The sequence below is a fragment of the Arcticibacter svalbardensis MN12-7 genome, assembly GCF_000403135.1.
GTDB classification, from domain to species: domain Bacteria; phylum Bacteroidota; class Bacteroidia; order Sphingobacteriales; family Sphingobacteriaceae; genus Arcticibacter; species Arcticibacter svalbardensis.
Map to the genome: position 1 here is coordinate 1 of NZ_AQPN01000066.1, position 1,230 is coordinate 1,230.

Sequence of the window (1,230 nt, forward strand, 5' to 3'; positions counted from 1 at the left end):
TTAAATTAATTCGTACTAAAATTTAAGATTGAATGTTTTTCAATGAGTATTTTTATAAAACTTATTGATTTTTATCAACCTTCAAAATATTCATTGTCATAGTTTAAAACATTAAATGAGTTTTTGTAAAAAAGAATAGCCTGCTAAAAATACGCAAGCTATTGGTTACTTTTTAAAAATATTTATTTTGTAAAAAAATCGTTAAAGTTTTTTTTTAATTAAAACACCTAGTTGCATTTTTAATTCTAATCTCGAAAATCCACCTTTAGCTACTAATTTAAATATTTATCCATCATTACTTGACCGGCTGAATTTACACAACCGTTAGTTAAACTGATTGACCTCCAGCTATCATATAATACCAATCCATTTACGCTAATTGCTAAAGCTGCATCTAAGCGACTTCCTGTACCATAAACATCATTATCATTTACCTCCGAATCCCAAACTGGTAAGTTAGCAACTGCAGCTAATGTCTTAAATGAAGGCCATAAAGTATGGTTAAACCCTAAATTATGGGTACTGGCAATAACAATGCTATTCTCAATAGCTGTACTGTTTAAAACGCTAATACTACCAGGAATACCCCAAACATCAGGACCTATCAAACCTGCACCATTCACTTTACCTTTAAGTGATGAATATATAGTATTCATTTGACTAGAAGACCAAATATCACCAGGAGAACCGTCTTCGTTAAAAGGATTAATCCAAGTGCACTTGTAAGATGTCGCATAGGCCTTAATTGCATTTACCAATGCTATAGTTTTGGCAGTTACATTAAGCGTTGTGCAATCTTCTGTTAAAGACCCGCAAGCAATGTGCTTACCGCCGCTTGATTGAGCAGGATTGGCAAATATTTTAAATCCTGCTGCAATTGCCTTATTGTAGAAATAATCGTACATAGTTACATTGGGATTTGCTCCAGTTGGGTAAATCGGCATTCTTATACCATTAACTTTCATAGTTTTAAAACCTATAATAAGATTGTCTGCTTGGGCTGTTGTAGTAATTTTATTTTGAATAAATGCTTGTTTTACATCACCCAAAACATAACTCATATTACTTGTATAAATACTGGCAGCATTTACGTTAGGAATATTGTTGTCTTTAACTTCATTGTTCAAGTTACTGCTGTCTGTTAACATTGAATTTTCTTTGCAACCTGCTGTTGCAGCATAGGCTAATGTTAGCATTAAAAATATTTTCTTCATTTTTTTTAATTAGTTA

The 1,230-nt window shown here is 31.7% G+C and carries 1 protein-coding gene; it reads right to left on the minus strand.

Features of this window, described 5'->3' with window-relative positions; all coding sequences use genetic code 11:
- Positions 1-272: 272 nt before the first annotated feature.
- A complete protein-coding gene (locus ADIARSV_RS08120; RefSeq protein ID WP_016194976.1) occupies positions 273-1,214 on the minus strand; it encodes a hypothetical protein in 942 nt (313 codons plus the stop codon).
- Positions 1,215-1,230: the final 16 nt, after the last annotated feature.

Coding starts and splice junctions, on each gene's coding strand:
- ADIARSV_RS08120 (WP_016194976.1), bottom strand. CDS start 1,214: ATGAAGAAAATATTTTTAATGCTAACATTAGCCTATGCTGCAACAGCA.